Genomic DNA, 24,006 nt, shown 5'->3' on the forward strand with positions numbered 1-24,006 from the left:
AGGTTTCCAGCGCCATCGAATCATGGGATTCCCGCGTCAACGGTTCGTTGTCCCCGCTATCACCAGCCTGTCGAGAAGCTTGTCGCCATGTCCACAAGCGGCCCGGTTCCCGGCTGGCAGTGGGCATGGAATCGCGCAGATCGCTTGTCCGCGGTTTCCTCCCGTGGTTTATGCCGCACCTTCTCCACAGGCCGCCGACCGGAGCGACGACGTCCCGCCATGCCGCGCATCCACCTCCATCTGCTGTCGGATTCCACCGGCGAAACGCTGGAGATGATCGCGAAGGCGGCACTCGCGCAGTTCGACGAAGCCGATGTCCAGCGCCACTTTTGGCCGATGGTCCGCAGCCGGCAGCACATCGACCGGATCGTGCCCGATATCGCCGCGCATCCGGGGCTGGTGCTGTTCACCCTAGTGAACCCCGAAACGCGCACCCGGCTGGAAGAACATTGCCGCACGATTGGCCTGCCCGCAGTGCCGGTGCTCGATGCGGTCACCGAAGCGCTGGAGAGCCACCTGGGGCAGGAGGCGCACGGTCGTCCGGGCCGACAGCACTCGATGGACGCGGCGTATTTCGCGCGGGTCGATGCGATTCAATACACTATCGCGCACGACGACGGGATCGCCTGGGAGGAATGGGAAGAGGCCGACATCCTCCTCGCCGGCGTGTCACGCAGTTCCAAGACGCCCACCAGCATTTACCTGGCGAACCGCGGTTACAAGGTCGCGAACATCCCGCTGGTGGTGGAAAGCCCGCCGCCGTCGGCCTTGTTCACCTTGCGCCATCCCCTGATCGTCGGACTGACGACCGCACCGGACCGGCTGATCCAGATCCGCCGCAATCGCCTGCTGACAATCGCCGAAGGACGGGAAAGCGACTACGTCGATGCGGAACGGGTCGCCGCCGAGGTCAAGTTCGCCCGCCGGCTGTTTGCCGATAACGGCTGGCCGGTGATCGACGTCACCCGCCGCTCGATCGAGGAAACCGCCGCCGCGGTGATCCGCCTGCTGACCGAACGCGACGCGCGCGACGTGCCGGGGATGGGCCGGCCGGGCCTGCCGTGAACCTGGTTCTTGCGTCCCAGAGCGCCTCGCGGCGGGAGATGTTGGCGGCAGCCGGACTGACGTTCGAAGTCGCCGCAGCCGCGATCGACGAACGCGCAGTCGAAGCCGGCCTGGCCGGCGCCGCGCCACAGGAGATTGCGCTGGCGCTCGCCGAGGCCAAGGCGCTGGCGGTGTCGCGCGACCGGCCCGGCGATCTCGTGCTGGGAAGCGATTCGCTGGTGGTGTGCGGCGGGCGCAGGTTCGACAAACCCGCCAGCCGCGAAGATGCCGCGCGCCATTTGGAATGGTTTTCCGGACGGACGATCGAACTCCATAGCGCAGCCGCGCTGACGCGGACGGGGGCGGTCGTCTGGCGCGGCGCCGAGGTCGCCCGCCTGACGGTTAGGCCGCTGTCCGGTTCGTTCATCGAATCATACCTCGATGCCGAGTGGCCCGCCGTCGCCGCGTGCGTGGGCGTCTTCCGTATCGAAGCGCGCGGCGTGCAGTTGTTCAGCGCTATCGACGGCGATCATTTCACGGTCCTTGGCATGCCCTTGCTGTTGGTTCTCGATGCCTTGCGCGAGTCGGGGGAGCTGCCCGCATGACCGCGTATGCCGAAGTGATCGGCGATCCGATCGCCCAATCCAAGTCGCCGGCGATCCACGGTTTCTGGCTCGGCAAGCTGGGCCTTGCCGCAAGTTATCGACCGCATCACGTCCCCGCAGACGCCCTCGCGTCCTATCTGGCCGTGGCGCGCGGGGACCCTGCGTGGCGCGGGTGCAACGTCACGATGCCGCATAAGCAGGCCGTCGTCCCGCTGGTGGACCGGCTTGATCCGCTGGCCGCCCGCATCGGCGCGGTGAACACCGTCGTGCGTGAGGGCGACGCGCTGGTCGGCAGCAACACCGATGCGGGCGGGTTCTTGGAGCCGCTCCGGCAACACCTCGGATCGACGCACTACTTTCGGATGGCGCGGGTGCTCGGCACCGGCGGGGCGGCGCGGGCGATCGTGGCGGCGCTGGCGGCGGAAAAGTTCATCATCGTGCTTGCTGGACGCGACCCGTCCAAGGCGCGCGACATCCTCGATGAACTGGATCCGGGCGGTGAGCATCACGCGGTCGACCTCGCCCATTTCGCCGACTCGACCGAATTTGCCTTCGATGACCGCGAAGGCTGCCTCGATCTCGTCGTGAACGCGAGCCCGCTCGGGATGCGCGGCCAGCCGCCGCTGGTGTTCGACTGGAGCCATGCGCCGCCCGGGGCGATCGCGTATGATATCGTCACCGATCCGTTGGCCACGCCCTTTCTGTCCGACGCGCGCGCGGCGGGACACCGCACGATTGACGGACTGACCATGCTGATCGGTCAGGCGGCGCTGGCGTTCGAGCGCTTTTTCGGCTGCCCCGCTCCGCGCGAGCATGACGCCGAATTACGCGCGCTGCTGATGTCATGAGCCGCCCGTTCATCCTTGGCCTGACCGGCTCGATCGGGATGGGCAAATCGACGGTCGCCGCGATGTTCGAAGCGGCCGGCGTGCCGGTGTTCGATGCCGATGCCACGGTGCGGCGGCTGCAGGGCGCGGGCGGCGCGCTGGTGCCGGCGATCGAGCAGGCATTTCCCGGCTCGACTGGACCGGAGGGCGTGCTGCGCGAGCAACTGGGCGCGCAGGTCTTTGCCGACCGCGCCGCGCTCGCGCGGCTCGAAGCCATCGTCCATCCCGCCGTGGCGGCTGAGCGTCAAGCGTTCATGATCGAGCACGCAGGCCAGCCGCTGGTGGTGTTCGATATTCCCCTGCTGTTCGAAAAAGGCGGCTGGGAGAGCGTGGACGCGGCGGCGGTGGTATCTGCTCCGGCCGAAATCCAGCGCCAGCGCGTGCTCGCCCGTCCCGGCATGACGCCGGAGAAGTTCGCGCACATCCTGTCGCTCCAGGTGCCGGACGCCGACAAGCGCGCCCGGGCCGATTATGTCATCGACACCGGCACCTCGATTTACCAGACGGAGGCCGAGATCGTTCGGCTGATCGCCCGGCTGACCGAACGCTCCCCTCTTGTCAGGCCGACCTGAGCGGCCGATAGAAACGGTCTCATGCGCGAAATCGTCTTCGATACTGAAACCACCGGCCTCGATCCCCGGACGGGAGACCGAATGGTCGAGATCGGCTGTATCGAACTGGTGAACCGGGTGCCGACCGGGGCGCACTTTCACGCCTATTTCAACCCCGACCGCGACATGCCCGCCGGGGCGGAAGCGGTGCACGGGCTGTCGGCGGCGTTCCTGGCCGACAAGCCGCGCTTTCCTGACCGCTGTCACGACCTGCTCGAATTCATCGCGGACGCTCCGCTTGTCGCGCACAACGCGGGGTTCGACTTCGCCTTCCTTAACCACGAGCTTGAACTGTGCGGGCTGGAGATCGTTTGCCTGTCGCGGATGATCGACACCGTTGCGCTCGCCAAGCGCCGGCACCCGGGCGCCAAGCTGTCGCTCGATGCCCTGTGCACCCGCTACGGCATCGATCGCAGTCACCGGGTCAAGCACGGCGCCCTGCTCGATGCGGAGTTGTTGGCGCAGGTTTATGTGGAGCTGACCGGGGGCCGCCAGATCGGGCTGGAGCTGGCAGGAGACCGCGCCGGCGCCTCGGTGATCGAGATGCCGGGCATCGTCGTGCGCGAACGGCCATTCCGCGCCCCGCGTCCGCATCACCCCTCGGCTGACGAATTGGCACGGCATGCCGCATTCATCGGTCGGATCGAGGGAGCGATCTGGGCCGCGTAACGTTTCTGTCCTGAAGGCTGCACATTTAACAGGAGTTAGACCGTCGATGGATATTCGCGTCTCGGGCCACCAGATTGAAACCGGCGCTGCCCTGCAGGAGCATGTGGAGGAGCGCCTCTCCACTGCCGTCGAGAAGTATTTCAGCCGCGCGATTTCCAGTCAGGTCACCTTCGGCAAGGCGCCTGCAGGTGCGTTCAGCTGCGATATCGTCACCCATGTGATGCACGGGCTGATACTGAAGTCGCACGGCGCGGCGCACGACGCGCATCAGGCGTTCGACCAGGCGGCCGAGAAGATCGAGAAACAGCTCCGCCGCTACAAGCGCCGGTTGCAGGACCGTCATCAGCAAACGGCCTTCACCGCCGAGCAGGAAGAGGCCGCTTATACCATCATCGCGGCGCCCGATGCCGAGGCTGACGAGGTCGACATCGCCGACACGCCGATGATCATTGCCGAAACCACTGCCGACATCCCTGAAGCGAGCGTCGCTGACGCGGTGATGATGCTGGATCTGCGCGACACCAACGCGATGCTGTTCAAGAACGCTGGCACCGGTCGGCACAATATGGTCTATCGCCGTCGCGATGGCTCGGTCGGTTGGGTCGAACCGCGCGCTGAACCCGCCACCTGAGGCGCCATCCTGGCTGAGGTCGGCCAGGGGCGTCGCCATCTTTCCTGCGACGCGCGCCAGCTTGCGAAACCAAAATGACGATGAACGTGCTCTTCAAGCTGCTGCCGGAAGCCGTCTGGGTCGATGATCGAAGCGACAAGCCAGCAATCCTGGCAGCGATAGCAGAGCGGTTCGCGTCGGTTTACCTGTTGGACCGTCACAGGGTGTTGGACGCGCTCAATGAACGCGAGGCCCTGGGCAGCACCGGTTTCGGGCGCGGCGTGGCCCTGCCCCACGCGCGTATCGACGGCCTGACCCGCCCGGTGGCAGCCCTGCTTAAGCTGTCGGCCCCGGTCGATTTCGCGGCCGCGGACCGCCTGCCGGTGGATCTCGTGATCGGTTTGCTGTCACCCGTGAACGCGGGCGCGACGCACTTGCATGCGCTGGCGGCGTTGTCGCGCATGGTCCGGGACGAAGTGATGCACAGGGCCCTCACCAGCGCAACCGACACCGAGACGCTCTACGCGCTGCTCACGAATGCGGCTGACCGTGACGCCGCCTGACGAGCCCGCCGGGGCGGCATCCCATTACCGCGCGCTGGAACGACTGTACGAGGCGGCTCCGGTCAACACGCTGTTCCCCTCGCGGCTCGAGATACCGGGCGAAGGGCGGGCGCGGCTGATTTTTCAGGTCGAACGCGCCGTGTTTCACGCCGCGGGCGCAGCGCACGGAACGGTGTATTTCAAGATGCTAGACGACGCTGCGTTCTATGCCGCGAATACACTGGTCACCGACCGGTTCCTGCTGACCACCTCCTTCAATCTGCACTTCACCAAGCCGGTCCGAGAGGGCGAGGTCATCGCGGAAGGACGGTGGGTGAGCGGCCGCAAGCGGGTGCTGGTGGCCGAATCGCGGCTGGTGGACGCCGATGGGGACGAGATCGGCCGCGGTACCGGAACGTTCATGCGCTCTCGCATCGCGCTGTCGGGGCTGCCCGGCTACGCCGACCGCCGCTGATCGGTGGATTCGCGTCTGCCATCGCATCTGGAAGTGAGCGCGATCCGCCGTCTGGCCGAATCGCAGGGCGGGTTCGCGACGGTGTTGGCAAAGGGCGACCGAGACGCCGGAACCATCGCTTTGGTAATCATGTGTCGCGGTAAGGAAGCCAGGCTGATTGAACGCATGCCTCAGCTCGACGGGAACCGTCCTTTCGTTACGTCCCTCTTGCAAACTACTGAAAACGAGGATCTTTTTTCCGAGGCAATTCGGAAAAAGCGTGAACGTGACCCGGATATTTGGTTAATTGAGGTGGACGTCCCGGATATCTCACGGTTCGCCGCAGCTTTGCCGTGAAAATTTGACTTCGCAGGTGCAGCAATTATCTGGGCGACACCTTCACGGACGCAGGCGGCTTGAACGACACGGGGTCGGACAGTCAGCGCGTAGACGGGGGACGGCCGGCAGGCGTTAGAATACTCGGTTTCGCATGGTGGATATGTCCGCCAGCGCGAACCTCGCCTGCGACAGTGCCCGTCCACCGCCTAAACCGACGGATCAATGCAATTTCATCGCGCAACTCTCGCGGCGCTTGCCGCGACTGCTTTTCTTACGTTCTTCGCCGCCGAGGGTTCCGGCGCCAATGCTGAAATCAGCAAGACCCAAGTCGCTCAGACGATCGCCCTGACTGACGAAACGGTGCCTGAAGCGCCCACGCCCGATACTCCGGTAGCGTTCGTTTCGCAGGAAGTGGTCCAGCCGACCACGCAAGTTGCCAGCGAACGACCGTTCGAGGCCAGCGCCGGTTCGCTGACTGAACTCGTTTCGGCCATGCCCGCTTCCGGCACGCTCTCTCGCGAGATGGAATGTCTTGCCGGAGCCATCTATTTCGAATCGCGCGGCGAGCCCCTCGCGGGTCAGTTGGCCGTCGGCCAGGTGATCATCAACCGCAGCGAATCGGGTGTCTTCCCGTCAGATTACTGCGGCGTCGTCTACCAGCGGGCGCAGTTCTCGTTCATTCGCGGCGGCACCATGCCGCGGATCGACCGTGGTTCGGCCGCCTGGAAACGGGCCAGCGCCATTGCCCGCATCGCTCACGAAGGATTGTGGGATAGCCAGGCGGGCGACTCGCTTTATTTCCACGCCCGCTATGTGAAGCCGAGCTGGAGCCGCACCAAGATCGCCCGGGCGACGATCGACAGTCACATCTTCTATCGGTGAACCAGCTACCGGTCGTTCAGGCCGGGTCGGCCAGCTCCACCCACACCGGCACGTGGTCGCTGGCCTTTTCCCGCCCGCGGTACTCCTTGTCCACGCCGGCGGCGGTCATTCGGTCGGCGGCCTCGGGGCTGAGGAGCAGGTGGTCGATCCGGAAGCCGTGGTCGCGTTGCCAGGCTCCCGCCTGATAGTCCCAGAACGTCCACACGCCCCCGCGCGGGTTGAGGGTGTCGAGCGCGTCAGTCCAGCCCTGGGCAAGAAGCCGGGCATAGGCATCGCGCGATTCCGGCTGCATCAACGCATCGCGGGCCATGGCGGTCGGGGACCACACGTCCTTGTCCTCCGGGATGACGTTGTAATCGCCCAGCACGACCACCGGCAATTCCAGCGCCCATAGCTCCCGCATCCGGGCGTCGAGGCGTTCCATCCACGCCAGCTTGTAATCGAACTTGGGTCCGGGGACCGGGTTGCCGTTGGGCAGGTACAGGCAGGCGATGCGCACGCCGCTGACGTCTGCCTCGATGTAGCGGGCGTGCTCGTCGAGCGGGTCGCCGGGCAGGGTGCGCTGGACTTCCGTAGGCTTCAGCCCGTCGGCCAGGATCGCGACCCCGTTGAAGCCCTTCTGACCGTGCCAGATGGCGTGGTAACCGATCTTCTCGAACTCTTCGTACGGGAAGCCTTCGTCCTGGCTCTTGATCTCCTGAAGGCAGGCGACCGCCGGGCGGCGTTCCTCCAGCCATTCGAGGAGCCGCGGCAGCCGCGCCTTGATGCCGTTGATGTTGAAGGATGCAATCCGCATCCGCGGAGCTTTAGATGCCGAAGCTCGATCCGCAACCGCAACCCGCGGCCGCTTGCGGATTCTCGACCTTGAACGCGGCTCCGCCAAGCGATTCGACGAAGTCCACGGTGCTGCCCGCAATCAGGTCCAGGCTGACGGGATCCACCAGCAGCTTCACCCCATCGGTTTCGCTGACGGAATCGTCGCTCTCGGCCGCTTCGGCCAGATCGAACTTGTACTGGAAGCCCGAGCATCCGCCGCCCTCGACCGCCAGCCTCAGGATCGCGGGCTTGCCCTGCTTGTCGGCAATCGCCGCGACGCGCCGGGCGGCGTTGGTGGTCAGGATCAGCGGTTCGGACATGAGGGGTATATGGGATCGATCCGGCCGCCGCTCAAGCGGTCTGGATGTAAACCCGCATCGCCTCCGCCTCGCCGGCGATTTCATCGATCTGCGCCTTCACCAGATCGCCGATCGACACGAACCCGCACATGCCGCCGTTCTGGACGACCGGCAAATGCCGGATGCGCCGCCGGGTCATCATTTCCAGCGCGTCATCGATGCGGGTTGCAGGTTCGATGGTGATCGCCGGCGCGGTCATCACTTCACCGACCGGCTTGTCCAGGCTCGCCTCGCCCTCGCGCTCCAGGCAGTAGATGACGTCGCGTTCGGAAAACACGCCGACCACCTGTCCGTGTTGCATGACCGGCAGGGCGCCGATGCGGCGGGTGGCGAGGATCGACAGCGCATCGCGCATGGTCATGGCGACATCGCAGGTGACGATCTCGGCGCCAGGCCCTGCGCCAGATGCTGCGCTTTGACGGCGCGATAGCAAGTGGGCGACGTCCATGGGGACTCTCCCTTCTCTCCAACGGGACGATCAGGATGCCACGATTTCGCAAGGATGGCCAGCGCGGCCATTGCCAGGCGGGGGCGGGGCGCCCATCTACCCCGCCATGTCCCGGCCCTCTCCGCTCGACGATCCCGACAAGGCCGCGTTCGCCTGGGCGCGGTGGAAGCGAATGATGTGGCTGATGGGCGGCTTCACCGCGGTCACCGTCGTTGCAGTGCTACTGTACCTGTGGGCCACGGTGCCGGAGGTTTCGATCCACTTCTACATCGCCACCGCGCTGGGCGTGGGTCTGTCGATGCTGCTGATGAGCGCGCTGATGGGGCTGGTGTTCATGTCGAACGGCACCGGCCACGATGAATCGATTTCGGATCCGCACGACCGGCGGGATTGATCAGCCGACAGGCGCCGCGCGCAGGCGCAGTTCCTCCACCGGCTCGCCGCCGATCAGGTGCTGCTGGATGATCTTCTCGAGTGCCGCTTCGTCGCACGAATGATACCACACCTGATCGGGCCACACGACCGCGATCGGTCCTGCATCGCACACCTGCAGACAATCGGCCTTGGTCCGCTGCACCGTCTGGCAGACGAGTCCCAGCTCCTTCAGCCGCCGCTTGAGGTAATTCCACGACCGCGCGCCCTGCTCGCGCGAGCAACACGCCTGCTTGTCAGACAACGCGCACAAAAAAATCTGACGCTGGACCCTTTCGCCCCCGATCTTGGCGAGCGCGACGCGCGCCTTCGTCAGGTCGAGCGGGTCGGTCACTTGCTTGCCGAGTTAAGCCACCGGTCGAGCCAGCCGAACACCGTGTTGTGCCACTGAAGCGAGTTCTTGGGCTTGAGCACCCAGTGGTTCTCGTCCGGGAAGACCAGCAGCTGCGCCGGGATGTTCTTCATCTGCAACGCGGTGAACGAGGCCAGCCCCTGGGTGTAGGGGATACGGAAGTCCTTCTCGCCGGTGATCACCAGCATCGGCGTCTTCCACTGATCGACGTAGTTCACCGGGTTCCACTTCTCGTAGGCGGCGGGATCCTCGAAATAGGTCTTGCCGCCATGCTCCCAGGTGTCGAACCACAGCTCTTCGGTCTCGTACGCCATGGCGCGCGCATCGAACACGCCGTCGTGCTGGACCAGGCACTTGAACTTGTCCGGCCAGCGGCCCGCGATCCAGTTCATCATGTACCCGCCATAACTGGCGCCCATGGCGCAGGCGTTGTCGGTATCGATCTGGGCATCGAGCGCGCCAGCCGCTGCGAACCCCTTTTGCAGGTCCTCGAGCGGCTTGCCGCCCCAGTCGTTGGTGATGCTGTCGGTAAAGGCCTGGCCGTATCCGGTCGAACCATGGAAATCGATCGACACCACCGCGTAACCCTGGCTCGCCACCACGCGCGGATTCCACCGGGTCGACCAGGCATCGTTGAAGCTGCCCTGGGGTCCGCCATGGACATAGAGGATCGCCGGCATGGGCCCTTTCCGGCCGTCGAGCTTCGTGATCTGGCCCCACACGGTATCGCCATTCGCGCCGGTGAAGCTGAAGCGGCGGGTGACGATCGGAGCGCGCTTGCCCAGTGTCGAGGTCGCCACGTCGGTGAGCGGCATCGCCTGGCCCCACTTGCGCGCCAGATAGAGCTCGTTCGGGGCGCCGATCGAGGCGCGGGTGAACACCAGATCGCCATTGGCAAGCGGCACGACATCGCCGATGTGCGCTTCGGTCCCTGCCATTAGATCGAGCTTATCGACCTTGCCGGTCACCGGATCGATGCGGAATGCCGGGGTGTCCAGCACGTCCTGCGCGGTGGCGACGATGAACTTCGAATCCGGGGTCCACGTCAGCGAGCCGACCGAGCGGTCCCAGTCTGTCGTGAGCGCACGCACCTGGCCGGTGGCGAGATCGCGCAACATGACCGTCAGCTTGTCGGCTTCATACCCCGGTCGGGCCATCGCAGCGTAGGCGAGGTACTTGCCGTCGGGCGAGGGCGCTGGCAGCGTGTCGGTCGCCTCGTTGCTTTCGGTCAGATTGATCGGCGCGCGGCCGGACAGGTCGTTGAACCACAAGTCCACGTTGGTGGAGCGGGGTTCGGCGGCGTCGGACTTGCGCGCGGCGAAGAACAGGCCGTGCCCGTCGGCCGCCCAGGCGATCTCCTCGTTGCCGCCGAACGGTTTGGTCGGGGTGTCGCCGACCAGCGCGCTCTTGCCCGGCGGCCCGTCGAGCGGAACCCCGTTGCCGCTCGCCTTGCCGCCGGTCAGCGGGAACGCGAACGCGCGGCCATAGACGCCCGGCGTCTCCCACTGGTCCCAGTGGCGTACGAAGCCGACCTCCGCGTCGTACAGCCGGCCAGTGCCGGGGCCGGGCAGATGCGTCGACCCATCGGGATCGCATCCGAAGCTGGCGCATTCGCGGCCGATGTCGCCCCACACGGCAATCTTCGTCGCGTCGGGCGCGACGGCGAACCCGCCGACCGCGGCTTTCAGCGCGGTGACCTGCGCGATGTCGCTGACCGTTCCCGTTGCCGAAACCCGCGCCCGCCAGACCTGATCGGTCCCCCCCTCGCCGCGATCGGACAGGAAGTAGAGCCACCCGTCATCCGCGAACGCCGCGCTGCTGGCGCTGCCGCCAAGATCCAGCCGGGTTGCGGGCGCGCGGGTGTCGCGCAGGCTGCGGACGTAAAATGCGGTAGTGCGTTGGTAGCTCGCCGGATCGGTTTCAGTCACCGGGTACACGGCCAGCGTGCCGTCGCCGCTGACCACCGCTGCGCCCAGCCGGGGGAGGGTGACGAGGTCCTGCGCGGTCATCGGCGCCCGCGCGTCTGCGGCGGCGGCACGGGACTGGGCCATGGCAGGAACGGCTGGAACCGCGCACAGGGCGACAAGAGCCACCAGGCGCCCGACCAAGCGTGACGGGCCGGTTCGAGTGAAGCTGATTTTGGTCGCGCTGATGTTCATGGAGGCGGGACTAGCGCGCCCGCCAAAGCGTGGAAAGCGCTTTAGCCGCGCTTGCCGGCGATCCGCGCGATCTCATCCTTGACCATCCGTTCGACCATGCTGGGCAGGTTCTGGTCGAGCCACTGGCTGAGCATCGGGCGCAGCAAATCGCGGGTCAGCCCTTCCAGCGAAGTCTCGCCCGATCGCACGATCTGCGGCGGGACGCCGGGCTCGGCCAACAGGGCCAGCGCGGCGAGGTTCTCGCGCATCGACACCCGCGCGGCTTCGGTCACCAGCGGAGCTTCGGGCTCGTCTGCGTGAACAGGTTCGTGGTCCTCAAGGTCGTCTTCCGGCGCCTGTTCGACGAACTCGGCCGCGGCCAGATCGAGGACCTCTTCCGCTTCTTCCTCGTCAGCCGGTTCCGGCGCGGCTTCCGCCACGCCCTCGTTCTCGCGCCGACGACGCGTATCGAAAGCGCTGGTGCGGTTGTCGCGCGCGATCACTTTCTTGATCGATTCGAGGATTTCCTCGACCGACGCTTCGCCATCCTGGCGCATAGTTGCTGGACCCCCGTCTCAGTAAGCGCCGCTAGCGACGCCCGAATCATCGTTAACAGGAGTTTCAGCGTCGGCGGCCGGGATGTCAACGGTGCGGGTCGACTGGACGACCGGGTCGGGCTCGCGGTCCCAATCCCACCACTTGTCGCGCACCCGCTCGTAATTCACCTGCGGATCGTACAGCGGGCCATCGTCGCCGAGGCCCAGATCGCGTGCTTCGGCGCGGCCCATCGCGGCCAGCAGGGTGAACCCGGCCACATAGGCGTTGCGGCGCGCGGTGACCAACTGCGAGCGGGCGATCACCAGTTCCTGCTCGGCATTCAGGATATCGAGGATGGTCCGGTTGCCGACGGTGTTCTCGGCCCGCACGCCCTCGAGGCTCAGGGCCGCGGCATCGACCGCGCTTTGGGTGCTGATGATGATCTGGGTGGCCGCCTGCCAGCTCGAATAAGCGGAGCGAACCTGCGCGATCACATCCCGCTCGACGGCGATGATTGTTTCAAGCGCCGCCGCCGAGCGCGCCTGCGCCTGCCGCTGCAGCGCGGCCGGTCGCCCGCCCTGGAACAGCGGCACGCTGACCTGCACGCCCGCCTGGACCCCCAGGCCCGATTGCGAGACCGACACTGGAGAACCGGGGATGTCGAGCGAGCCGAGCGTGTTGCTGTAATCGCTGCCGGTGAACACCGACACCCGCGGCAGGCGCGAGGCACCCGCGACGTCGATGTCGAAACCCGATGCCTCGGCCCGTTCCTGCGCGGCGATGATGTCGGGGTTGTTGTCGAGCGCGGTCGCGACCGCGTCCTCGACGCTGGCGGGCAGGCCCGGCAACGGCGGCGGCGGTTGCAGTTCATCCGGCGCGAGGCCGGTCAGGCGGATGTAATCCTCGCGCGCGGCGATGAGGTTCGCCTGCGCGCTGCGCAAATCACCCTGCGCCAGTGCCAGGCGGGATTGCGACTGGGCCACGTCGGTGCGGGTCAGGTCACCGATCTCGAACCGGTCACTCGTCGCCTGGGTGTTGACCCGCAGCACTTCGACCTGGTTGGCGTTGAGGCCGACCAGTGCCTCGCCCCTGATCACGTCCATGTACGCGGCAACGGTTTGCGAGAAAATCGCCGATTCCGTGGCGCGAAGATCGGCCTGGCCGGCCTCGACGCGCCGTTCCGCCGCGCGCACCGCATTCTTGACCGCGCCGCCGCTGTAGATCGGCACCCCCAGATCGAGATTGACGCCCAGCGATCGATCGGGCCCGTTCTGGCTCGAATTGCTGGCCTTGACGAACTCAACGTAGCTCACCCCGGCGGTGGCGCTCGGCCGGCCCGCCGCCTTCTCCAGCGGCACGGTCTCGTCGATCGCGCGCTGCTGGGCACGCGCCGCCTGCAGGTTGGGATTGGTTCGATACGCGCCAATGAGCGCGTCACGCAGCGTATCGGCCATCGCTTGCGGCGCGAAGCACACCGCGCCCGCTGCCGCTCCGCTCAGGAGCGCGCGCACTACCTTCGCGCGATTCACGGTCAGAAGCTCCACGCCTTGGGCGCGTCGAACACGGCGAGGCGCGGGATCCCGATCTCGGCCACCGGCAGCAGCGCGACCGACCCTGTGATCTTGCGGCCGATCGCCAGCCGGGTGACGCCGTCTTCGACGATCCCCGTCGCGACGCGGGCGTCGTCCGCCAGCCGCTCGACCAGCGTGTCAGGCAGGCGTTCGACCGCGCCATCGATCAGCAGCAGCGTGAAATCGCCCGCCTCGCCGCCCTGCAGCGCTTCTGCGGGTGTGATGACGGCGATCGATCCGACGAGGCCTTCAAGCAAGGCCGGCAGGTAACCGCTGCCGCCGTCCACGATCAGCGCGCGGTCGGTCATCCGCGGCCCGGCCTCCGACAGCATCAGCCCATGCACGACCGGAGCCGGCAGCATCCCGTCGCCATCCAGCGGCACCGCGCGATCGGTATAGGCGGCCGCACGCGCGCTGGCCGGCACGTACTGTTCGCGCGGCACGGCGGCGAAGCGGGCCAGCACCGACGGTTCGGTCACGCCGCTGGCACGCAGCTGACTGTCGATCATCGCCCGGCGGGTGGCATCTGAACTGGAAATCGAAGGGGCGGCTGAAGCCATTATCACGATACCTGTACTAATCGAATGACACAGCTGGGTGAGAGCCTGCTTTTACGCGCATGGTGAAAGTCGTCCAAGCGCTTTGAGGGCTTGACCGGGCGAACGCTATCGCGCTGTGACATATCTACGGGCAAGGGATAAGTATCGATGAGCGACTTCACATGGGCGGACGCGGTGGTGATCCGCGAGGCGGACCTGATCGACAGCGTCGCGGATGCGCTGCAGTTCATCAGCTACTACCACCCGATGGACTATATCCGCGCGCTGGGCGATGCTTATGAGGCTGAGCAGGGCCCGGCGGCGAAGGACGCCATCGCGCAGATCCTGACCAACAGCCGGATGTGCGCCGAAGGCCATCGGCCGATCTGCCAGGACACCGGCATCGTGAACGTATTCGTCCGCTGGGGGCAGGACTGCCGGCTCGAATCCGCCCGCAGCTTGCAGGACGTGGTCGATGAAGGCGTCCGCCGCGCCTACAACCACCCGGAGAACAAGCTGCGCGCGTCGGTGCTCGCCGATCCGGCATTCACCCGCCGCAACACGCGCGATAACACGCCCTGCGTGCTGTCGGTCGAGATGGTCCCGGGACGCACCGTTTCGATCGACGTTGCCGCCAAGGGCGGGGGCAGCGAGAACAAGTCGAAGTTCAAGATGATGAACCCCAGCGATTCGATCGTCGACTGGGTGCTCGAGATGCTGCCGCAGATGGGTGCCGGGTGGTGCCCGCCGGGCATGCTCGGGATCGGCATCGGCGGCACGGCGGAACACTGCGTGAAGCTCGCCAAGCAGAGCTTGATGGAGCCGATCGACATGGCCCAGCTGAAGGCCCGCGGCGCCCAGACCGACCTCGAAGCGCTGCGGATCGAGATCTTCGACAAGGTCAACGCGCTCGGCATCGGGGCGCAGGGTCTGGGCGGGCTTGCCACCATCCTCGATGTGAAGATCCTCGACTGGCCGTGCCACGCCGCGGGCAAGCCGGTGGCGATGATCCCGAACTGCGCGGCCACCCGCCACGCGCATTTCACGCTCGACGGTTCGGGCCCGAGCTTCCTCGAAACGCCCAAGCTGTCCGACTGGCCGCAAGTGCAGTGGCAGCCCGACGCGGCGGCAAAGCGCGTGGACCTCGATCACCTCACGCCGGAAGAAGTGCAGAGCTGGCAGGCCGGCGACCGCCTGTTGCTTAACGGGATAATGCTGACCGGGCGCGATGCGGCGCACAAGCGGATCGCCGACATGCTCGCCAAGGGTGAAGAGCTGCCGGTCAACTTCAAGGGCCGCGCGATCTACTACGTCGGTCCGGTCGATCCGGTGCTGGGCGAAGTGGTCGGGCCGGCCGGACCGACCACCGCAACCCGGATGGACAAGTTCACCGACACCATGCTCGACCTCGGCCTACTGGCGATGATCGGCAAGGCCGAACGCGGGCAGGGCGCAGTGCAGGAGATCGCCCGGCACAAGGTGGCGTACCTGATGGCGGTCGGCGGGGCGGCCTACCTGGTCGCCCGCGCGATCCGCGAGGCGAAAGTGGTCGCGTTCGAGGACCTTGGCATGGAGGCGATCTACGAATTTCGGGTCGAGGACATGCCGGTGACGGTCGCGGTCGATGCCACCGGCGCAAACGTCCATACGCTGGCCCCGGCCGAATGGCGCGCGCGCATCGCCGCGGGCGCGCTGAACCCTGCCGCCTGATCGCTCGACGAAGTGCCGAATCGCTCCGACACCCGCGCTGGCGAGCGGCCCCCGCCTGCGGCTATTGCGGGGACAATGAGCGAAACCGCGTTCGACGAGCCTGTCCGGGTTCCCCTGCCCGCCGTCGTTGCCTCGATCGCCGGCCTGTGGCTGTGCTATTTCGTGCTGACCTCGATCCGTTCGGCGATCGGGCTGGAATTGCAGGGTGAACTCCTGTGGCGCCGCGCGCTGGTCTGCCTGGCCGGCATCGCGATCACGCTGGTCATGTGGCTGGTGCTGCGCCTGTTCGATCGCCGGCGGCTGTGGCTCCAGATCGCGGCGGCGCTGGTGCTGGCGATGCCGGCGGCGGGGCTCATCGCGCTGACCAACGAGCGGGTGTTTGCCGACGTGCAGGAACGGGTGAGCGCCAAGATCGTCGAGCGGCAGGGTTACGCCCTGCGGCGCGACCAGGCGGGCAACCTGGTGATCGAGGGTCCGGCGCCGGCCAGCGGAATAGAATCGGCCGCGGGCACCGATCCGCTGGGAAGCGAAGCGCCGCGCGCGCGGCTGCTGCTGCCGGGGGTGAACCAGCCGGGATCGCGTGTGGTGGCCCTGATCGACCTCGCGCTGAGCCGGTATTTCCTGATCCTGGCGTGGGCCGCGCTCTATTTCACCCTGCTGGCAGGCCAACGCACCCGTGCCGCCGAACGGCGCGAGACCCGCTTCCGCAACGCCGCCCGCGCGGCCGAGCTGCGGAGCTTGCGGTATCAGGTCAATCCCCACTTCCTGTTCAACGCGCTCAATTCGCTGTCCTCCCTCGTGATGACGGGGAAGAGCGATCGGGCCGAAGAGATGATCCAAGGGCTGTCCAGCTTCTATCGCCAGAGCCTGGCTGATGACCCTACCGGCGACGCGGAACTGGCGGACGAGATCGCGCTGCAGCGTGATTACCTGGCGGTGGAGGCGCTGCGCTTTCCCGACCGGCTGCGAACCGCGATCGATTTGCCCGACGAGCTCGCCAGCGCGCGGATTCCCGGCATGATCCTTCAGCCGCTGGTGGAAAATTCGGTGAAATATGCGGTGGCGCCGGTCAGTCGTCCGGTGACGATCACGATCGCGGCGCGGGAGGAATTCGGGCGGCTGGTCATCACGGTGAGCGATGACGGGCCTGGCGCACAGGGTAGCGGAAAACACGGGTTCGGTATCGGTCTTGCCAACGTGCGCGACCGCCTTGCCGCTCGCTTCGGGGGAGATGCGATGATCGTTTCAGGCGAAATCGAAGGGGGGTATCGCACCGAACTGCGCCTGCCGCTGGTGCGCCATGACTGAAGGCACCAGCGCTCCGCTGCGCACTCTCATCGTCGATGACGAACCGCTCGCGGTCGAACGGATGCAGGTCATCTGCGCGCGCCTGCCCGAATTGCAGGTGGTCGGTACCGCCAGCGATGGTGCCGCCGCGCTGCGCCTGATCGAGGCGCTGTCGCCCGAGCTGGTCCTGCTCGACCTGACGATGCCCGAAGTGGATGGCCTCGCCGTGGCGCGGAAGCTCACCAAGCTGAGCCGGCGCCCGGCGGTGATCTTCGTGACCGCGCACGAGCATTTCGCGGTCGAGGCCTTCGATCTCGATGCGGTGGATTACGTCCTGAAGCCGGTCGCGCCCGATCGGCTGCGGCGCGCGATCGGTCGGGCGCTGACCCGCAAGGAAGCCGACGTTGGAACGTCCGATGGCGGCTGGCTGCAGGAATTGTGGGTGCCGCACCGGTCCGAGCTGCTCCGGATCGAGGTCGCGCAAGTGGGCCGGATCGATGCGGAGCGCGACTATGTTCGGCTGCACGTCGGCGAGGGGGAGGGCGCGCGCAGTTACCTGTTGCTGCAGACCATCGCCGGGCTCGAATCCCGGCTGGATCCGTCGCGCTTCATCCGCATCCATCGCTCCACCATCCTGCGGCGCGACTGCATTCGCGGTCTGCGCCACGATGGATTGGGTGTGTGGTCGATCGAACTGGGCGACGGCGAGGTCTTGCGCATCGGCCGCACGTATCTGGCCAAGGTCAAGGCGATGACAGGCCGCTGATACAGGCAGCGCGGCCTCGCCGGGAGACCGCGCCGCATCGTTGCTGTCGGTCGGTAGGTTGGCGTCAGCCGCCCAGCTGGGTCTGCCGGGTCTGCTGTGCCACCAGCGAAGCCATCTGTTCGCGGGCCGCATTGCGCGCGTCGTTGTAGCAGACGGTCTTGCCAGCCGAGCGGATGCGCGTGCCGACCTGGACCTGGTTCATGCCGCAATAATCGCGCGCCGCGGCATCGATCCGCCGATCCAACATTTTCTGGCCCTTGGCCGTCGCCAGGTTGAGGTCGTCGTGCTGAACCACGAAATCCTTGGCCATGGCCGGGGTAGCGATGGCGAGCGATGCGGCCGCCAGGCCGATCAGATTCTTGCGCATTTTCAATCTCCCTTTCTGTGGCGGCGGTTGCCCCAATGGGGACTCGGGCAACCGCCTGATCATCGAAATAGGGGGACCCGGTCGCACGATCACCAACAGGTCGACGACCGCCATCGGCGCTTCGATTGGGACAGCGGCGGCGGATGACTGTCGCATTTCGCCGGATCAAGCGCGCTTGCGAACCGACCAACGGCGCCCACATGACATGATGCGATGACGCTTGTGATCATCTTCCTGCTGGGGGTCGGCAACTTCGCGTTGCATCGCGCGGTGCTGGACAGCGGGCACCGTCTGCTCGGTCACTCGGCGTGGTACGTGCATCTACTGGGCGGCAAGGTGACGCTGATCACCGAGTTCCTGCTGTTGCTGGCCGCGCTACTACTGGCGGCGCAAGGCTGGCTGTGGCTGGGCTGGGCCTATGCGGCCTATACCGGGCTCAATGCGATCGGTGCGTGGCTGATCCTGACCGGTCGGGTGTAGCGGACGTCGGGGAACGTCCTGGCGTCCGCGCGCTTACCTCACCATGATAGGGACGGGCGATACCTGGCTGATCTACAACGGCGCCAGCGGCAGTCATGACGAAGCGCGTTTGGAGGCCCTTGTCGAAGGGCTGACAGCGGCAGGACGCCCGCCCGCGCGGGTCATCGATTGCAAGGATGACACGCCCGACGCTGACGCAGCGAATACCGCCGGTCTTTCGCTGATCGTCATTCATGGCGGTGACGGGACCCTCAGCCGGACCATCGGCAAGCTGGAAGGGTTCGGCGGCGCGGTGCTGCCGTTGCCGGGTGGTACCTTCAACCTGCTTGCCCGTCAGATATTTGGCGAGCGCGACCCGCTGGAGATCGTCGATCTCCTGGGCAGCGGCGGACTTACCACGCGCCGGCGGACCTGCATCCGCGGCGAGGGCGTGCTGGCGCTGTCCGAATTGCTTGCCGGTCCGGGCGCGAAGTGGGCCGATGTCCGCGAAGAAATGCGTGAGGCCAATCTCACGGAAGTCATCGCGAAGGGATGGGACGCGGCGGCGACCAGCACGGTTGGCCCGATGGTGGCGCTGGCCGAACCCCCGTCGGGGCGAGAGGATGGCTACGCCGGGCTGCGGCTCTGCCCCACGGCGCAGGGTATCGAGATCGAAGGATACGCGGCCGAAGGGCTGGGCGACTACCTCCAGCAGGGCATTGCCATCCTCAAGCGCGACTTCCGCGAAGGCCCGCATGACGAGCTAGGCCTGGCGCCGCGGGTCTCATGCCGATCGCTGGACGGGGCACCCGTGCCGCTGATGGTGGACGGCGAACGCAGCGAAGGCGGCAGCCAACTGACCTTTTCGCTCGACACGCTCGATTGCGATCTGCTGGGGCCGGCGGATGAGCGATAGCACCCTCCTGTTCCACCTGTCCGACATTCATTTCGGGCTCGAGCATAACCGCGCGCTGGACTGGGTCGCGCACGAGGTGGCCACCCGCAAGCCTGCCGCGGTGCTCATCACCGGCGACTTGACGATGCGCGCACGCAGCCACGAATTCGCTGCCGCGCAGAACTGGATCACGGCGTTGCCGACGCCGGTGACGGTGGAGGTCGGCAATCACGACCTGCCGTATTTCAATCTGATCGAGCGGTTCTTCAATCCATACAAGAAGATCCGCGGCATGGAGTCGGTGGTCGAGCGGGAGTTGCAGTTGCCCGACATCGCCATCGTTTCGCTGAAGACGACGATGCGCGCGCAGCCCCGCCTCGACTGGTCGAAAGGCTGGGTCAGTGACGCCGCGCTGGCGAAGTGCCTCGCCGCGATCGACGCGCTGCCGGCGGGCAAGAAGGTGCTGGTGACGGTTCATCACCCGCTGGTCGAGGTGGGCACGCGCGGAACCGCGCTTACTCACGGCGGAACCCGCGCGCTGGCCGAACTGGCCAAGCGCAACATCACTGCGGTCCTGTCGGGCCATGTCCACGACCCGTTCGACATGCAGCAGGATACCGTGAACGGGCCGGTGCGGATGATCGGCGCCGGCACGCTGTCGCAGCGTATTCGTTCGACCCCGCAAAGCTTCAACGAATTGCGCTTCGAGCCTGACGGCCGCCTGTGCGTGGAGGCGCGCAACCTGCAGGACGTGCCGACCGAGTCGATGAAGATCGATGCGGTGCCGGAAGATGCGATGCCGCCGCGCGAGGCGGACGAGCCGGTTGCTCCCGTGGGCGCGGTTCCCCGGACCGACCCGCCGGTCCACTAAAAAGCCGGCGCCGCAAAGGAAAAGGGCGACCCCTTGCGGAGCCGCCCTTCCAATCCGCCGTCGCGGAAAGCTGGTGTGGGTTCTAGCGCTTCGAGAACTGGAAGCTGCGGCGCGCCTTGGCGCGGCCGTACTTCTTGCGCTCGACCACGCGCGGATCGCGGGTCAGGAAGCCGGCGGCCTTGACCGTGGCGCGCAGGGTCGGCTCGTACTTCGACAGCGCCTGGGCGATGCCGTGCTTGACCGCGCCGGCCTGGCCGGACAGTCCGCCGCCCTTGACGGTGGCGATGACATCGTACTGGCCGGTGCGCTCGGTCAGACCGAACACCTGGTTGATCACGAGGCGCAGCGTCGGGCGGGCGAAGTACACTTCCTGATCACGGCCATTGACCACGATCTTGCCGCTGCCGGGCTTGAGCCAGACGCGGGCAACCGCATCCTTGCGGCGGCCGGTGGCATAGGCACGGCCCTGCTTGTCGAGTTCCTGCTCACGCAGCGGAGCATTGCTGACGACAGGCGTGAAGACGGCAGGCGCCTCGTCCTGCGTGTCGCTAGCTGCTGCGCCTTCGCCGGTGTTCGCCAGATTCTTGAGGTCGGCCAGATCCGACACGGTGTTCGTCGCGCCAGTATCTGCGCCAGTGTCTTCCGGGGCCATTACGCGGTGACCTTGTTCTTGCGGTTCATCGAAGCGACGTCGAGCGTCTCGGGCTGGTTGCCGGCGTGCGGATGTTCGGTGCCGGCATAGAGGTGCAGCGCCTTCATCTGCTGGCGACCGAGCGGACCGCGGGGGACCATGCGCTCAACCGCCTTTTCCAGCACTCGCTCGGGAAAGCGGCCTTCCAGCACCTTGGCCGGGGTCGTTTCCTTGATGCCGCCGATGTAGCCGGTGTGCTTGTAGTACTTTTTGTCGGTCAGCTTGTTGCCGGTGAACCGCACCTTGTCGGCGTTGATCACGATCACGTGGTCGCCGCAATCGACGTGGGGGGTGTAGATCGGCTTGTGCTTGCCGCGGAGGATGTTGGCAACGATCGAGGCGAGCCGGCCGACGACGAGGCCGTCGGCATCGATCACGTGCCATTTCTTGTCGACCTCGGCCGGCTTGACCGACCGGGTGACCTTGCTGAGAGCCTTCATGGCTGGTCCTTGAATAATGCAATTGGTGCGCACGGAATACCCGTGCGAAGACGCGCCCTCTGACGATCGGGCCTGCGGAAGTCAAGCAAAAGCGCGGGTTTCCGAGGTGGTAAAATGATACCGCGAGGGTTTGCCGGTCAGTCTCGCCGGCCGATAATGTGCGCTCCCCACGCGGTCGCGATCACCACCAGCGCCCCGACGAACTGGTGCAGCACGGCGAGCCACAGCGCCACGCCCGTCAGGACGGTGGCGATGCCGAGGATGATCTGCGTGCCGAACGTGGAGTGGATCGCGATCGACGCGCGCCGCTCGATCGGGCGCACCTTGCGCGCCAGCACGATCAGCACGGCAACCGCCGCCCAGGCCCACCACCGGTGCAGGAAATGGATCAGGAAGGGGTCGTGCGCCGCCGCCCAGCCCAGGCCGCGGCTGCCATCGTATTCGGGCACGACCCGGCCCTGCATCAGCGGCCAGGTGTCCGACGCGAGCCCGGCGTCGAGCCCTGCCACCCAGGCGCCCAGCAGCAGCTGGATGAACAGCACCACGGTGACCAGCCAGCCAAGTCCCGTCAGGCGCGCCCGCCTTGCAGTCGGGTTGCGCTCGTGCGCCAGCAGGTCGAGCGCGGTCCATACCAGGCCGGCCAGCGTGAACAGCGCAGTCAGCAGGTGGATCGACAGCCAGAAATGGCTGACGTCGGTCGCGGTCTCGTTGATGCCGGACCGCACCATGAACCAGCCGAACGCCCCCTGCAGCCCGCCGAGCGCCAGCAAGGCGACCAGCCGCGGCTTGTAGCCCGCCGGGATTTGCCGCCGCAGCCAGAACCACGCCAGCGGCAGCGCGAACGCAAGCCCGATCACCCGGCCGAGCAGGCGGTGGAACCATTCCCAGAAGTAGATGAACTTGTAGTCCGCCAGGGTCATCCCCGCTGGGCCGGTGACCTGGCGATACTCGCCGATCTGCTGATACGCGGCGAACTCGGCCTGCCACTGCGCTTCGCTCAGCGGCGGCAGCGTGCCGGTGACCGGCTTCCATTCGGTGATCGACAGGCCCGATTCGGTAAGGCGGGTGATCCCGCCGACCACGACCATCGCGGTGACCAGCGCCGCCACGAACAGAAGCCAGCGCGCGATCGCCCGCGGCGCGTGGTGAGCGGATGGGAGAGAGAAGGCGGGAGCGGGAGCGGTAGCGTCCATTGACCGCGCATGTGCGGCGGACGGACGCGAATCGCAAGGCCCATGACCGCGCGGCGCTTGCGTAACGATACAGCGTTACATAGATAGCCGGCGCAGACCATGGCCAACGCTTTCATCTCCTCGATTCGGACCTCCATCGACCGCGCCGGGATTACCCTCTCCGCGCTGTGCGCCGTGCACTGCCTGGCGACGGTGGTGCTGGTGTCGACACTCGGCATCGGGGGAGAACTGCTGGGCAATCCGCTGATCCACGAAATCGGGCTGGCGCTGGCGATGATCATCGCCGCGGTCGCGATCGGAATCGGCGCGCTGCGTCACCGGCGGGCGGTGCCGTTCGTGACCGCGATGACCGGCCTGTCGTTCATGGGCGGCGCGCTGGCGGTGCCGCATGGCGCGGAAGAGGCGCTGCTGACGATCATCGGCGTCGGCCTGGTGTCGCTGGGGCACATCCTCAACTTGCGCGCGTGCCGCTGCTCGCTATCTGGTGAGCATGCCTGCACCGCTGACCCTGACCGTTAACGGCGAAAGCCGCCGCACCGCCGCCGCCACCATCGCCGATCTCGTCTGCGAACTGGGCCTGGCGCCCGAAAAGGTCGCCGTCGAGCGCAATGGCGAGATCGCCCCGCGCTCGCGGCTTGCCGAACTGGCCCTGGCCGATGGCGACGTGCTGGAGATCGTCCACTTTGTCGGCGGGGGCGACCATCACGCGGGAGCGGGGTCGGACGGCTGGGAAGTCGCCGGCCGCCGTTTCACCTCCCGACTGATCGTCGGCACCGGGAAGTACAAGGACTTCGCCCAGAACGCAGCCGCGCTGGAAGCCAGCGGGGCGGAAATCGTCACGGTGGCGGTGCGGCGGGTCAACGTCAGCGATCCGAACGCGCCGATGCTGACGGACTTCATCGATCCGAAAAAGATCACCTACCTGCCCAACACCGCGGGATGCTTCACCGCCGACGAGGCGATCCGCACGCTCCGCCTGGCGCGCGAGGCGGGCGGCTGGGATCTTGTCAAGCTGGAGGTGCTGGGCGAGGCGCGCACGCTCTACCCCGACATGCGCGAAACGCTGAAGGCGACCGAAGTGCTCAGCCGCGAGGGCTTCCTGCCGATGGTCTATTGCACCGACGATCCCATCGCGGCGAAACAGCTGGAGGATGCAGGCGCCGTGGCGGTCATGCCGCTGGGCGCGCCGATCGGATCGGGGCTGGGCATCCAGAACCGGGTCACGATCCGGCTGATCGTCGAAGGTGCCAGCGTGCCGGTGCTCGTGGATGCGGGCGTCGGCACCGCCAGCGACGCTGCCGTGGCGATGGAACTGGGCTGCACCGGGGTGCTGATGAACACCGCGATCGCCGAGGCGAAGGACCCCTTGCGCATGGCGCGGGCGATGAAGCTGGCGGTCGAAGGCGGGCGCGAGGCCTATCTTGCCGGCCGGATGGCGACCCGGAAGTACGCTGATCCGTCCAGCCCGCTCGCCGGACTGATCTGACCCGCG

General features: G+C 66.7%; 31 protein-coding genes. 19 read left to right on the forward strand and 12 right to left on the reverse strand.

The window, feature by feature from the left end; all coding sequences use genetic code 11:
• Positions 1–219 precede the first annotated feature (219 nt).
• The 10 genes from E0504_RS00290 (at position 220) to E0504_RS00335 (ending at position 6,643) form a co-directional block, all read left to right on the forward strand.
• Positions 220–1,065, forward strand: a complete 846-nt coding sequence (locus E0504_RS00290; protein ID WP_131620804.1) for a pyruvate, water dikinase regulatory protein — start codon at positions 220–222, stop codon at positions 1,063–1,065.
• On the forward strand, positions 1,062–1,649 hold the full coding sequence (locus tag E0504_RS00295) for a nucleoside triphosphate pyrophosphatase (RefSeq protein ID WP_131620806.1): 588 nt from the start codon (positions 1,062–1,064) through the stop codon (positions 1,647–1,649). Before E0504_RS00290 ends, E0504_RS00295 begins: the two co-directional genes overlap by 4 nt.
• Positions 1,646–2,497, forward strand: coding sequence for a shikimate dehydrogenase (locus E0504_RS00300; RefSeq protein ID WP_131620808.1), 852 nt, complete (start codon positions 1,646–1,648; stop codon positions 2,495–2,497). The genes E0504_RS00295 and E0504_RS00300 overlap by 4 nt, the downstream gene beginning before the upstream one ends.
• Entirely contained in the window at positions 2,494–3,108 is a 615-nt protein-coding gene (gene coaE, locus E0504_RS00305; RefSeq protein WP_131620810.1) for a dephospho-CoA kinase, read from the forward strand. The genes E0504_RS00300 and coaE overlap by 4 nt, the downstream gene beginning before the upstream one ends.
• A 21-nt stretch (positions 3,109–3,129) precedes the next feature.
• Positions 3,130–3,816, forward strand: a complete 687-nt coding sequence (gene dnaQ / locus E0504_RS00310) for a DNA polymerase III subunit epsilon (protein WP_131620812.1) — start codon at positions 3,130–3,132, stop codon at positions 3,814–3,816.
• Between the two features lie 46 nt (positions 3,817–3,862).
• The gene (gene hpf, locus E0504_RS00315; RefSeq protein ID WP_131620814.1) at positions 3,863–4,447 is read left to right on the forward strand and encodes a ribosome hibernation-promoting factor, HPF/YfiA family; all 585 of its coding nucleotides are present in this window, start codon (positions 3,863–3,865) and stop codon (positions 4,445–4,447) included.
• Between the two features lie 80 nt (positions 4,448–4,527).
• The gene (locus E0504_RS00320; RefSeq protein ID WP_131621567.1) at positions 4,528–4,989 is read left to right on the forward strand and encodes a PTS sugar transporter subunit IIA; all 462 of its coding nucleotides are present in this window, start codon (positions 4,528–4,530) and stop codon (positions 4,987–4,989) included.
• Positions 4,964–5,443: a PaaI family thioesterase gene (locus tag E0504_RS00325; protein WP_131620816.1), complete on the forward strand. Its 480-nt coding sequence runs from the start codon at positions 4,964–4,966 to the stop codon at positions 5,441–5,443. Before E0504_RS00320 ends, E0504_RS00325 begins: the two co-directional genes overlap by 26 nt.
• 3 nt (positions 5,444–5,446) lie before the next feature.
• Positions 5,447–5,779 carry a DUF1491 family protein gene (locus E0504_RS00330; protein WP_131620818.1) on the forward strand — a complete coding sequence of 111 codons (333 nt, stop codon included), beginning with the start codon at positions 5,447–5,449 and terminating at the stop codon, positions 5,777–5,779.
• 204 nt (positions 5,780–5,983) lie between these two features.
• Entirely contained in the window at positions 5,984–6,643 is a 660-nt protein-coding gene (locus E0504_RS00335) for a cell wall hydrolase (protein ID WP_131620820.1), read from the forward strand.
• A 16-nt stretch (positions 6,644–6,659) separates the two neighbouring features.
• Here the strand turns inward: E0504_RS00335 and xth are convergent, their stop codons facing one another.
• From xth to E0504_RS00350, 3 genes are read right to left on the reverse strand one after another with little or no spacing between them, the layout of a single operon-like run.
• Positions 6,660–7,439, reverse strand: coding sequence for an exodeoxyribonuclease III (xth, locus tag E0504_RS00340; RefSeq protein WP_131620822.1), 780 nt, complete (start codon positions 7,437–7,439; stop codon positions 6,660–6,662).
• A 10-nt stretch (positions 7,440–7,449) separates the two neighbouring features.
• Positions 7,450–7,779 (reverse strand): iron-sulfur cluster insertion protein ErpA, encoded by a 330-nt coding sequence (gene erpA / locus E0504_RS00345; protein ID WP_131620824.1) that lies wholly within the window; start codon positions 7,777–7,779, stop codon positions 7,450–7,452.
• Positions 7,780–7,810: 31 nt separating this feature from the next.
• Positions 7,811–8,266: a CBS domain-containing protein gene (locus tag E0504_RS00350; RefSeq protein WP_131620826.1), complete on the reverse strand. Its 456-nt coding sequence runs from the start codon at positions 8,264–8,266 to the stop codon at positions 7,811–7,813.
• Positions 8,267–8,438: 172 nt separating this feature from the next.
• On the opposite strand from E0504_RS00350, the gene E0504_RS00355 reads away from it, so the two are divergent.
• Positions 8,439–8,660, forward strand: coding sequence for a hypothetical protein (locus E0504_RS00355; RefSeq protein WP_207912036.1), 222 nt, complete (start codon positions 8,439–8,441; stop codon positions 8,658–8,660).
• Here the strand turns inward: E0504_RS00355 and E0504_RS00360 are convergent, their stop codons facing one another.
• The 5 genes from E0504_RS00360 to E0504_RS00380 form a co-directional block, all read right to left on the reverse strand.
• The gene (locus tag E0504_RS00360) at positions 8,661–9,032 is read right to left on the reverse strand and encodes a ferredoxin (protein WP_131620829.1); all 372 of its coding nucleotides are present in this window, start codon (positions 9,030–9,032) and stop codon (positions 8,661–8,663) included. It abuts the gene before it with no gap.
• Positions 9,029–11,209 carry a S9 family peptidase gene (locus E0504_RS00365; RefSeq protein WP_207912037.1) on the reverse strand — a complete coding sequence of 727 codons (2,181 nt, stop codon included), beginning with the start codon at positions 11,207–11,209 and terminating at the stop codon, positions 9,029–9,031. Before E0504_RS00365 ends, E0504_RS00360 begins: the two co-directional genes overlap by 4 nt.
• Before the next feature lie 41 nt (positions 11,210–11,250).
• Positions 11,251–11,745, reverse strand: a complete 495-nt coding sequence (locus E0504_RS00370; protein WP_131620831.1) for a DUF2497 domain-containing protein — start codon at positions 11,743–11,745, stop codon at positions 11,251–11,253.
• Between the two features lie 18 nt (positions 11,746–11,763).
• Positions 11,764–13,179, reverse strand: coding sequence for a TolC family outer membrane protein (locus E0504_RS00375; protein WP_131621571.1), 1,416 nt, complete (start codon positions 13,177–13,179; stop codon positions 11,764–11,766).
• A 77-nt stretch (positions 13,180–13,256) separates the two neighbouring features.
• Positions 13,257–13,805, reverse strand: coding sequence for a protein-L-isoaspartate O-methyltransferase (locus E0504_RS00380; protein WP_131620833.1), 549 nt, complete (start codon positions 13,803–13,805; stop codon positions 13,257–13,259).
• Positions 13,806–14,003: 198 nt separating this feature from the next.
• Here E0504_RS00380 and E0504_RS00385 point away from each other — a divergent pair, with 198 nt between their 5' ends.
• From E0504_RS00385 to E0504_RS00395, 3 genes are all read left to right on the forward strand, one after another.
• Positions 14,004–15,545, forward strand: a complete 1,542-nt coding sequence (locus tag E0504_RS00385) for a fumarate hydratase (protein WP_131620835.1) — start codon at positions 14,004–14,006, stop codon at positions 15,543–15,545.
• 75 nt (positions 15,546–15,620) lie between these two features.
• Complete coding sequence (locus E0504_RS00390; protein ID WP_131620837.1) at positions 15,621–16,853, forward strand: sensor histidine kinase; 1,233 nt, start codon at positions 15,621–15,623, stop codon at positions 16,851–16,853.
• Entirely contained in the window at positions 16,846–17,598 is a 753-nt protein-coding gene (locus tag E0504_RS00395) for a LytTR family DNA-binding domain-containing protein (RefSeq protein WP_131620838.1), read from the forward strand. The genes E0504_RS00390 and E0504_RS00395 overlap by 8 nt, the downstream gene beginning before the upstream one ends.
• A gap of 64 nt (positions 17,599–17,662) precedes the next feature.
• Here E0504_RS00395 and E0504_RS00400 read toward each other — a convergent pair whose 3' ends face one another.
• Positions 17,663–17,965, reverse strand: coding sequence for a UrcA family protein (locus E0504_RS00400; protein WP_165938358.1), 303 nt, complete (start codon positions 17,963–17,965; stop codon positions 17,663–17,665).
• Positions 17,966–18,178: 213 nt separating this feature from the next.
• On the opposite strand from E0504_RS00400, the gene E0504_RS00405 reads away from it, so the two are divergent.
• Genes E0504_RS00405 through E0504_RS00415 form a run of 3 tightly spaced genes read left to right on the forward strand, consistent with a single transcriptional unit; the run spans position 18,179 to position 20,190 of the window.
• Positions 18,179–18,445 carry a hypothetical protein gene (locus tag E0504_RS00405; protein ID WP_131620842.1) on the forward strand — a complete coding sequence of 89 codons (267 nt, stop codon included), beginning with the start codon at positions 18,179–18,181 and terminating at the stop codon, positions 18,443–18,445.
• A 43-nt stretch (positions 18,446–18,488) separates the two neighbouring features.
• Entirely contained in the window at positions 18,489–19,340 is an 852-nt protein-coding gene (locus E0504_RS00410) for a diacylglycerol kinase family protein (protein ID WP_131620844.1), read from the forward strand.
• Positions 19,330–20,190 carry a metallophosphoesterase gene (locus E0504_RS00415; RefSeq protein WP_131620846.1) on the forward strand — a complete coding sequence of 287 codons (861 nt, stop codon included), beginning with the start codon at positions 19,330–19,332 and terminating at the stop codon, positions 20,188–20,190. Before E0504_RS00410 ends, E0504_RS00415 begins: the two co-directional genes overlap by 11 nt.
• A gap of 82 nt (positions 20,191–20,272) precedes the next feature.
• Here the strand turns inward: E0504_RS00415 and rpsI are convergent, their stop codons facing one another.
• The 3 genes from rpsI to E0504_RS00430 form a co-directional block, all read right to left on the reverse strand.
• Complete coding sequence (rpsI, locus tag E0504_RS00420) at positions 20,273–20,842, reverse strand: 30S ribosomal protein S9 (RefSeq protein WP_131620848.1); 570 nt, start codon at positions 20,840–20,842, stop codon at positions 20,273–20,275.
• Entirely contained in the window at positions 20,842–21,321 is a 480-nt protein-coding gene (rplM, locus tag E0504_RS00425; RefSeq protein ID WP_131621572.1) for a 50S ribosomal protein L13, read from the reverse strand. The genes rpsI and rplM overlap by 1 nt, the downstream gene beginning before the upstream one ends.
• Before the next feature lie 137 nt (positions 21,322–21,458).
• Positions 21,459–22,514 carry a COX15/CtaA family protein gene (locus tag E0504_RS00430; RefSeq protein ID WP_131620849.1) on the reverse strand — a complete coding sequence of 352 codons (1,056 nt, stop codon included), beginning with the start codon at positions 22,512–22,514 and terminating at the stop codon, positions 21,459–21,461.
• Positions 22,515–22,613: 99 nt separating this feature from the next.
• On the opposite strand from E0504_RS00430, the gene E0504_RS00435 reads away from it, so the two are divergent.
• Both E0504_RS00435 and thiS read left to right on the forward strand, forming a co-directional pair.
• On the forward strand, positions 22,614–23,033 hold the full coding sequence (locus tag E0504_RS00435; protein WP_131620851.1) for a MerC domain-containing protein: 420 nt from the start codon (positions 22,614–22,616) through the stop codon (positions 23,031–23,033).
• A complete protein-coding gene (gene thiS, locus E0504_RS00440) occupies positions 23,005–24,000 on the forward strand; it encodes a sulfur carrier protein ThiS (RefSeq protein WP_131620853.1) in 996 nt (331 codons plus the stop codon). Before E0504_RS00435 ends, thiS begins: the two co-directional genes overlap by 29 nt.
• Positions 24,001–24,006: the final 6 nt, after the last annotated feature.

Source organism: Parafrankia sp. BMG5.11 (assembly GCF_004337455.1).

Bases quoted from the DNA above. Each gene is read 5' to 3' on its own strand.
- E0504_RS00290 (WP_131620804.1), top strand. From the start codon at position 220: ATGCCGCGCATCCACCTCCATCTGCTGTCGGATTCCACCGGCGAAACG.
- E0504_RS00300 (WP_131620808.1), top strand. From the start codon at position 1,646: ATGACCGCGTATGCCGAAGTGATCGGCGATCCGATCGCCCAATCCAAG.
- coaE (WP_131620810.1), top strand. From the start codon at position 2,494: ATGAGCCGCCCGTTCATCCTTGGCCTGACCGGCTCGATCGGGATGGGC.
- dnaQ (WP_131620812.1), top strand. From the start codon at position 3,130: ATGCGCGAAATCGTCTTCGATACTGAAACCACCGGCCTCGATCCCCGG.
- hpf (WP_131620814.1), top strand. From the start codon at position 3,863: ATGGATATTCGCGTCTCGGGCCACCAGATTGAAACCGGCGCTGCCCTG.
- E0504_RS00320 (WP_131621567.1), top strand. From the start codon at position 4,528: ATGAACGTGCTCTTCAAGCTGCTGCCGGAAGCCGTCTGGGTCGATGAT.
- E0504_RS00325 (WP_131620816.1), top strand. From the start codon at position 4,964: ATGCGGCTGACCGTGACGCCGCCTGACGAGCCCGCCGGGGCGGCATCC.
- E0504_RS00335 (WP_131620820.1), top strand. From the start codon at position 5,984: ATGCAATTTCATCGCGCAACTCTCGCGGCGCTTGCCGCGACTGCTTTT.
- xth (WP_131620822.1), bottom strand. From the start codon at position 7,439: ATGCGGATTGCATCCTTCAACATCAACGGCATCAAGGCGCGGCTGCCG.
- erpA (WP_131620824.1), bottom strand. From the start codon at position 7,779: ATGTCCGAACCGCTGATCCTGACCACCAACGCCGCCCGGCGCGTCGCG.
- E0504_RS00350 (WP_131620826.1), bottom strand. From the start codon at position 8,266: ATGGACGTCGCCCACTTGCTATCGCGCCGTCAAAGCGCAGCATCTGGC.
- E0504_RS00355 (WP_207912036.1), top strand. From the start codon at position 8,439: ATGATGTGGCTGATGGGCGGCTTCACCGCGGTCACCGTCGTTGCAGTG.
- E0504_RS00365 (WP_207912037.1), bottom strand. From the start codon at position 11,209: ATGAACATCAGCGCGACCAAAATCAGCTTCACTCGAACCGGCCCGTCA.
- E0504_RS00370 (WP_131620831.1), bottom strand. From the start codon at position 11,745: ATGCGCCAGGATGGCGAAGCGTCGGTCGAGGAAATCCTCGAATCGATC.
- E0504_RS00375 (WP_131621571.1), bottom strand. From the start codon at position 13,179: ATGGCCGATACGCTGCGTGACGCGCTCATTGGCGCGTATCGAACCAAT.
- E0504_RS00380 (WP_131620833.1), bottom strand. From the start codon at position 13,805: ATGATCGACAGTCAGCTGCGTGCCAGCGGCGTGACCGAACCGTCGGTG.
- E0504_RS00385 (WP_131620835.1), top strand. From the start codon at position 14,004: ATGAGCGACTTCACATGGGCGGACGCGGTGGTGATCCGCGAGGCGGAC.
- E0504_RS00390 (WP_131620837.1), top strand. From the start codon at position 15,621: ATGAGCGAAACCGCGTTCGACGAGCCTGTCCGGGTTCCCCTGCCCGCC.
- E0504_RS00395 (WP_131620838.1), top strand. From the start codon at position 16,846: ATGACTGAAGGCACCAGCGCTCCGCTGCGCACTCTCATCGTCGATGAC.
- E0504_RS00400 (WP_165938358.1), bottom strand. From the start codon at position 17,965: ATGCGCAAGAATCTGATCGGCCTGGCGGCCGCATCGCTCGCCATCGCT.
- E0504_RS00405 (WP_131620842.1), top strand. From the start codon at position 18,179: ATGACGCTTGTGATCATCTTCCTGCTGGGGGTCGGCAACTTCGCGTTG.
- E0504_RS00410 (WP_131620844.1), top strand. From the start codon at position 18,489: ATGATAGGGACGGGCGATACCTGGCTGATCTACAACGGCGCCAGCGGC.
- E0504_RS00415 (WP_131620846.1), top strand. From the start codon at position 19,330: ATGAGCGATAGCACCCTCCTGTTCCACCTGTCCGACATTCATTTCGGG.
- rpsI (WP_131620848.1), bottom strand. From the start codon at position 20,842: ATGGCCCCGGAAGACACTGGCGCAGATACTGGCGCGACGAACACCGTG.
- rplM (WP_131621572.1), bottom strand. From the start codon at position 21,321: ATGAAGGCTCTCAGCAAGGTCACCCGGTCGGTCAAGCCGGCCGAGGTC.
- E0504_RS00430 (WP_131620849.1), bottom strand. From the start codon at position 22,514: ATGGACGCTACCGCTCCCGCTCCCGCCTTCTCTCTCCCATCCGCTCAC.
- E0504_RS00435 (WP_131620851.1), top strand. From the start codon at position 22,614: ATGGCCAACGCTTTCATCTCCTCGATTCGGACCTCCATCGACCGCGCC.
- thiS (WP_131620853.1), top strand. From the start codon at position 23,005: ATGCCTGCACCGCTGACCCTGACCGTTAACGGCGAAAGCCGCCGCACC.